Genomic DNA, 6,755 nt, shown 5'->3' with positions numbered 1-6,755 from the left:
CGGCTTGCCTTCGCCATGATACCTTCCTGACGAGTCGTGGGCGAAACCTTGATGGAATACCGAAGATTTGGACGAACCAACCTGTTGATGCCTGTGTTCTCCTGCGGTGGAATGCGCTATCAGTACAAGTGGCAGGACGTTTCACCGGGCGATATCCCGGTAGATAACCAGGCAAATTTAGAGGCAACAATTCGGCGGGCACTCGAAGTTGGCATTACTCATATTGAAACCGCGCGAGGCTACGGCACATCCGAAATGCAGCTTGGACGCATTTTGCCCAAACTCCCTCGCGACCAAATCATCGTACAAACAAAAGTTGCCCCGACTGATAGCCCCAAGGAATTCGAGGACACTTTTCACCGATCGCTGGCTTACCTGAAGCTCGATCACGTCGATCTACTGGGGCTGCACGGCATCAACAACGCAGAGCTACTGCATCAGTCGATTCGCCCCGGCGGCTGCCTGGAGGTGGCGCAGAAGCTTCAGCAACAGGGTAAGGTGCGCTTCATTGGCTTTTCGACCCATGCCCCGCTCGATGTGATCATCCGGGCGATCGACACCGACCAATTCGATTACGTCAATCTGCACTGGTATTACATTAATCAGACCAACTGGGCAGCGATCGAGGCAGCAACCCGGCATGAGATGGGCGTGTTTATCATCAGCCCCTCCAATAAGGGTGGAATGCTCTATCAGCCCTCGCAAAAGCTGATCGACCTTTGTGCCCCCCTGAGTCCGATCGTTTTTAACAATCTGTTTTGCCTCAGTCAGCCGCAGGTGCATACCCTAAGCGTCGGAGCCGCCCGTCCACAGGATTTTGACGAACATCTGAAAACGCTGGATTTGCTGGAGCGCGCTGGGGAACTGCTGCCGCCCATTTTGAATCGATTAGAGCAGGCGGCGATCGAGGCACTGGGCGAATCCTGGTATCGAACCTGGCATGTTGGCTTACCGCAGCCCGAAGAAACCCCATACCATATCAACATTCCTATAATTCTCTGGCTGTTTAATCTGGTTCAAGCATACGATATGCACGACTTTGCCAAAATGCGGTACAACCTGCTGGGAAACGGCGGACACTGGTTCTTCGGCAGAAAAGCCGATTGCGCCAGCGAAGTTGACTTCACGCAATGCCTGCGAAATAGCCCCCATGCCAGCGAGATTCCTCAGATTCTGCGGTCTGCCGATCGGCTACTGGGGGGTGAAAGCGTGCGTCGCCTTTCGCAGCAGTCGTCTTAAATTCTCACGTTTTCAAGTTCTAGAGCGTGCCATTCGGAAAAAGGAGCCGAGGGATGAGCAAAAAGGTAAAATTGGGAATTCTCTTTCGCAGCATCCCTTTGCAGCATTGACGAACGGTTGATTCAAGGCTGCGGCAGTTTTGTTGTCCTTCCAATCTTTTTTCTCTGAGTTTGCTACATTCCGTTCAGGAATTCATGCTTGAGTAGCGTCAGCGATGAAAGTCTGGCTGGCAATGAGGAAGCACCGCTTTCACAAAACGACTGTCCGCTATATAAATGTTTCAAGTCACTATCGTCTGGAGGTTCAATGAAAGTCGAAAAGCGCGGATTAACAGTCTGGTTCACCGGGTTGAGTGGAGCAGGTAAAACCACCATTTGCCAGGCAGTTGAAAAAGAATTGCGGGCACAAGGCTACAAGCTAGAGGTGCTGGATGGCGATGTCGTCCGTGAAAATTTGACAAAAGGGTTGGGCTTCAGTAAAGCCGATCGGGATGAGAACATTCGCCGGATTGGCTTTGTGGCGAATCTGCTGACCCGGAATGGGGTCATTGTTTTGGTCTCCGCGATTTCGCCTTACCGTGAAATTCGGAATGAAGTGCGAGAGAAAATTGGTGACTTTATGGAAGTCTACGTTAGTACGCCGATCGAAGTGTGCGAACAGCGTGACGTAAAAGGACTCTATAAACGGGCAAGAGCAGGCGAAATCAAGAATTTTACCGGAATCGATGATCCTTACGAGCCGCCGCTCAATCCAGAAGTTAACTGCCAGACGCACCTGGAAATGGTGGAAGAGAGCGTTAACAAAGTAATGGCTCAGATCAAGTCCTACCTTCATCCCGAAGCACCGATCAGAATGGAGCCTAATTCGGCACAGCGCAGCGTCGCGTAGGGTCTGAGCTGAGGCGCGTTTTATTCGATGCTACAAGCAGGTGCGGAAGCGGGGTGAAAGTTCAGGGTAAGCGAGGGCACATCCCGTTTCCGTCCTTGCAGCGACTTATGCCACGGTTGCCGGGCTCCAGCCAGCGATCGTTCCATCGGCTGAATCAACGCCGCAGACTGCCTTTGATCTAGCAGGAGTGCGCGTCCTGGCAGTGGATGATGAAGTGCCGACGCTTCAGTTTGTCCGGTTTGTGCTGGAGCATGAAGGGGCGATCGTCAAGGCGGTTACTTCTGCCGAGGCAGCTTTGCAGGCACTTGCCGCAGACGAATCAGAGAGCCAATTTGATCTGCTGATTAGCGACATCGGAATGTAAGAAATGGACGGCGATCTACTAATGCAGGAGATTCGCAGCCGTTCCGAACTTTAGAACCATGCCCTTTCCGGAATTGCCCTGACTGCCTACACCTCTGCCAACAAACGGCAGGAAGCCATTGCCGCCGGATACCAGTGCCACCTGTCAAAGCTTTTTGATCCTGAGGATCTGATTCAGGCGATTGGGCAGGTTTTGGGTAGGCAGGAATCGGCTTAGGAGCAGGCGCGAATCTGCTCGATCGCTTCCTGGAGCCAGTCCAGATAGGTTTGCTCTTTGCGGCGGAGCAGTTCCAGCACGAGCTGATGAATCACCTTTTCGCGGCGGGCAGGCGGCTGCAGTGAAGGCATTTCCTGAGCAAGAGGAACATCGCGCTGCACGGCTTCACACTTTGCCAGCCGCATTTGATGGGCAGTTTGCTCTTGTTCGAGTAGGGCAACGATTGCTTCATTCGACAGGTCTGAGGCGAGGTAAAGCTGCATGAGCAACGGTTCCCGCACGATTGGCAAGGATTGGTGGGTCTGAAGCCACTGATTCAGTTCGGCTTTGCCTGCCTGGGTGATTTGGTAAACCTTGCGATTGGGGCGATCGTGCTGAATCTCGACGGTGCAATCTACCCAGCCCTGTGCCTCTAACTTTTCGAGTGTGCGGTAAATCTGCGACTGGTCTGCCTGCCAGACATGAGCGATGCAGTCGTCAAAACAGCCTGTTTTCAGGTCGTAGCCCGTCCTTTGCTGCTGCTGAAGCAGACCGAGAATGATGTGCGCGATAGACATTGATTCTTGTTAGGACGGCGACCCACCACAGGCAACGGGTGAGCAGGCGGCAGTTAGTGAGCAGGGTCTGGGGTGAGAACGCCATTCAGGAAAATATCTGCCATCCCTTCTGCCATTTCGATAAATGCCTGCGGCGATGCGCCCTCGGGAATAATCGAATCCTGGCTAAATCCGGCGATCGTAAACATTCCTAGAAACACCTGAGCCACAACACGCGGATTCATACGGCGATAAATTCCTTGATCCATGGCGGTTTGAAAGAAGGCTTCTGCCACGTCAGTCATTTTGACGATCACATCGGTTTGAATCTGCTGGCGCAAATCGGGGTGAAATTGCGCTTCTAGAAAGCAGACTCGCAGCAGGTCAGCGTTTTTGTGCAGGTTGAGCATTCGCTTTTTCATCACTTGGGCGATCGCTTTATAGCTGCCCATTTCGCTCAGTTCCGTCAACAGATCGGTGAGCAGTTCCACCCAGCCCTGCGTTGCGACTTCGATCAGAATCGCCTTCTTGCTTTCGAAGTGACGAAAAATTGTGCCTTCTGCCACGCCCGCAGCTTGCGCCAGATCTCGCGTCGTCGTCCCGTCATAGCCCCGCCGAGCAAACAGCTTTTTGGCTGCCTCCAGGATTCGGGTTTGCGTTTCCACTTCAGGCGGAACAGAGGGACGTGAGAAGCGCATAGTCGATCGGCATCCGGTGATGAGAAGGGATATGGCGATACTAGCGAGATTTGCGATCGAAGGGATTAATCAATCCGTAAAACTTTACAGAAGGTTAGGAAGGGGGGAGTTTGTTAAGTGAAAGAAAACAATAAAGGTTAGGGCAAATGTTGAAGGCGATCGTGATTAGCCGTTCGTGGTGATTGGCAACTGGTAACGGATCATGATTCATCAGGGTCACGAATGACCAATGACGAATAACAATTACTAAAGTAATCCCCCTGCCCTGGTTCTCCCACAATCCTTCCTTGAGTCTGCTCTCGAAACGGCTGCTCTTTCCATTGATGGATTCTCTGCTTTGGCGATCGAGGTAGGCTGAGTGCCTGTTCTGCTTTGCCTTCGCAGTTTTTTTCAGGGACTATGCAACTCGAACCGATTGTTTCCTTTGCTCTGCTGCTGGCAGTCATTCTCATTGTGCCGATCGCATTTGAGCGGATTCGGCTGCCCGGACTGCTCGGACTGCTCATTGCGGGCGTGATTTTAGGTCCAAATGCGCTGCGGCTGCTCAGCAATGAGTCGGAAACAATGCACTTACTGTCGGATATCGGTTTGGTGTACCTGCTGTTTGTTGCCGGGCTAGAAATTGACCTGGAACAGTTTCGTGCAACTAAGCATCGATCGGCGGGGTTTGGGTTTTTGACGTTTCTGTTTCCCCTGCTTACAGGGATTGCGGTCGGGCGAGTGTTTGGCTTTGGCTGGAATTCCTCGGTGCTGATTGGATCGCTGCTGGCATCTCATACGCTGCTGGCGTATCCGATCGTGAGTCGCCTGGGTTTGGTAAACAATGAAGCCGTGACGGTGACGATCGGCGCAACCATTTTTACGGACATTGGTGCGCTGCTGGTGCTGGCGATTTGTGTAGGCATCAATAAAGGAGATTTCAGCGTTTTTAGTCTGGCGAGCTTGCTACTATCGCTGCTGATCTATTCTGCGGTTATTCTGTTTGGCTTTAACTGGTTGGGCAAGGAGTTTTTTCGGCGATCGGGCGATGCAGAGGGCAATCAGTTTTTGTTTGTGCTGTTGGTGGTGTTTATTGCATCGATCAGTGCAGAACTCATTGGCATTGAAAAAATTGTCGGTGCGTTTTTAGCCGGGCTGGCAGTCAACACTGCGGTGGGAGAAGGTTCAGTCAAGGAAAAGATCCTGTTTGTGGGAAGTGTGCTGTTTATTCCCATCTTTTTTGTAAATACGGGGCTGATTATTAACATTCCCGGTTTTATCCGCAGCCTGGGCAATATCGAACTGACGCTGGCGATCGTCCTGGGCTTGATTGGCAGTAAGTTTTTGGCAGCACTCGGCACTAAGTTTCTCTTTGGCTACGGCTGGCGAGAAATGATTACCATGTGGTCGCTGTCGCTTCCTCAAGTTGCGGCTACTCTGGCAGCAGCGTTTGTAGGCTTTCGGGCAAACATTATCAGCGAAGATGTGCTAAATACCGTCATTGTCATGTTTGTGGTGACGGCAACGCTGGGACCGATTATTACTGCCCGTGCAGCCAGTGGCTTAACCCCCAGCACTAACCTACCCGAAGCTTTGGCGATCGACTCTTTCAGCGACGCCCCAGAAGCGCATCGCCCATTAACGATCGTTGTGCCGATTTACAACCCCCAAACGCAGCGTAACTTGCTGGAAATGGCGGCTCTTTTCGCACGGCATGAGGCAGGCAGAATTGTGCCTTTGTCGATCGCGTCAGGTCATGTTCATATGGATTCGCCCCAAGTTGACTCTGACATTCAGCAAGGCGAAGCATTTTTGCGGCAGGCAACCGAAACTTGTCAAAGCCTGGGTGCAAACGCAACGCCCGTTTTAAGAATTGACGATGAAACCGCTCAGGGCATTAGCCGTGCCAGCCGAGAACAAAACGCCAATCTGATCGCGATGGGCTGGGGCAGAACGCAGGGCATCCGCGCCCGACTATTTGGTAACGTGATCGATCGCGTTTTATGGGCATCTCACTGTCCGGTGGCGATTATGCGCCTGCTCGATTCGCCCTCGAATTTCCGGCGAATTCTGGTTCCGATCGACAATCCTACTCGTGAGTCCATCCAGCTTCTGCTGTTTGCTGACATTCTGGAAGATGCCAACAATGCAAGCATTACCTTGCTGCATGTTTGCGATCGCTACAGTCCACCAGAGCGCGAAGCCTGGATCGAATCTCAGCTCAGGATGCTCGTTGCTAAATATGTGCCCTTTGTCTATCCCAATATTCAGATTGTGCGATCGGGCGATATTGCGGGGGCGATCATCGAAGCTTCACGCGCTCACGATCTGGTGGTGATGCGAAATTCACGACGACGCGATCGGGCGGCAGGCGAACTAATTCTGAGCGATATTACCAATCGCGCCCTGCGACACATCCCCTGCTCTGTTGTGATGATTGGCGAACCCCATGGCCACAAAGGACTGATGATGATGCGGCGGGCGCGACCGGTTCAAGAAGTAGGCGGGTCAATCACCTGAGGCAACCAGTCAAGGCAATTAATCGAGGCAATTAATCGAGGCAATTCAGCCAAAAGTTTCAATAAAAAACCCAGCAGCCCCCTGCTGGGTCAATTCCATGAACGTCACTTATCTTTCCTTAAGATACGAGGGTCGATCGACGTTCTACTTCGTTAGGGTGGATCACCCAGGCGGGTGATCTTGCAATTGCGGTTATTCCACGCCTTCGATCCGGTCTTCCACTTCCTGATACAGCTCCCGCAGCAGATCCAGGTTTTCCTCGGAGGTTTCCCAGTAGCCGCGCCCGTTCACCTCCAACAGAGTTGTGACGACCTT

7 protein-coding genes are annotated in these 6,755 nt (G+C 52.3%); 4 read left to right on the top strand and 3 right to left on the bottom strand.

The window, feature by feature from the left end; all coding sequences use genetic code 11:
• The first annotated feature begins 36 nt into the window (after window positions 1–36).
• The 3 genes from H6F80_RS07805 (at window position 37) to H6F80_RS07795 (ending at window position 2,491) form a co-directional block, all read left to right on the top strand.
• Window positions 37–1,239 carry an aldo/keto reductase gene (locus H6F80_RS07805; protein ID WP_518523541.1) on the top strand — a complete coding sequence of 401 codons (1,203 nt, stop codon included), beginning with the start codon at window positions 37–39 and terminating at the stop codon, window positions 1,237–1,239.
• 306 nt (window positions 1,240–1,545) lie between these two features.
• Window positions 1,546–2,127, top strand: a complete 582-nt coding sequence (gene cysC, locus H6F80_RS07800; protein ID WP_190791016.1) for an adenylyl-sulfate kinase — start codon at window positions 1,546–1,548, stop codon at window positions 2,125–2,127.
• 187 nt (window positions 2,128–2,314) lie between these two features.
• A complete protein-coding gene (locus H6F80_RS07795; RefSeq protein ID WP_190791015.1) occupies window positions 2,315–2,491 on the top strand; it encodes a response regulator in 177 nt (58 codons plus the stop codon).
• 18 nt (window positions 2,492–2,509) lie between these two features.
• On the opposite strand, the gene H6F80_RS30320 is transcribed toward H6F80_RS07795, so the two are convergent.
• The 3 genes from H6F80_RS30320 to H6F80_RS07785 form a co-directional block, all read right to left on the bottom strand.
• A complete protein-coding gene (locus tag H6F80_RS30320; protein WP_277879067.1) occupies window positions 2,510–2,632 on the bottom strand; it encodes a hypothetical protein in 123 nt (40 codons plus the stop codon).
• A gap of 71 nt (window positions 2,633–2,703) precedes the next feature.
• The gene (locus H6F80_RS07790) at window positions 2,704–3,264 is read right to left on the bottom strand and encodes a PadR family transcriptional regulator (protein WP_190791014.1); all 561 of its coding nucleotides are present in this window, start codon (window positions 3,262–3,264) and stop codon (window positions 2,704–2,706) included.
• Between the two features lie 53 nt (window positions 3,265–3,317).
• On the bottom strand, window positions 3,318–3,941 hold the full coding sequence (locus H6F80_RS07785; protein ID WP_190791013.1) for a TetR/AcrR family transcriptional regulator: 624 nt from the start codon (window positions 3,939–3,941) through the stop codon (window positions 3,318–3,320).
• 399 nt (window positions 3,942–4,340) lie between these two features.
• Between H6F80_RS07785 and H6F80_RS07780 the strand changes: the two genes are divergently transcribed.
• Window positions 4,341–6,440: a cation:proton antiporter domain-containing protein gene (locus H6F80_RS07780; RefSeq protein ID WP_190791012.1), complete on the top strand. Its 2,100-nt coding sequence runs from the start codon at window positions 4,341–4,343 to the stop codon at window positions 6,438–6,440.
• Window positions 6,441–6,755: the final 315 nt, after the last annotated feature.

Origin of the sequence: Leptolyngbya sp. FACHB-711 (assembly GCF_014695615.1) — a bacterium.
In the GTDB taxonomy this organism is placed as follows: domain Bacteria; phylum Cyanobacteriota; class Cyanobacteriia; order Elainellales; family Elainellaceae; genus Leptolyngbya_A.
The sequence above is the reverse complement of the archived record's forward strand: the minus strand, read 5'-3'. Positions and strand labels throughout refer to the sequence as shown.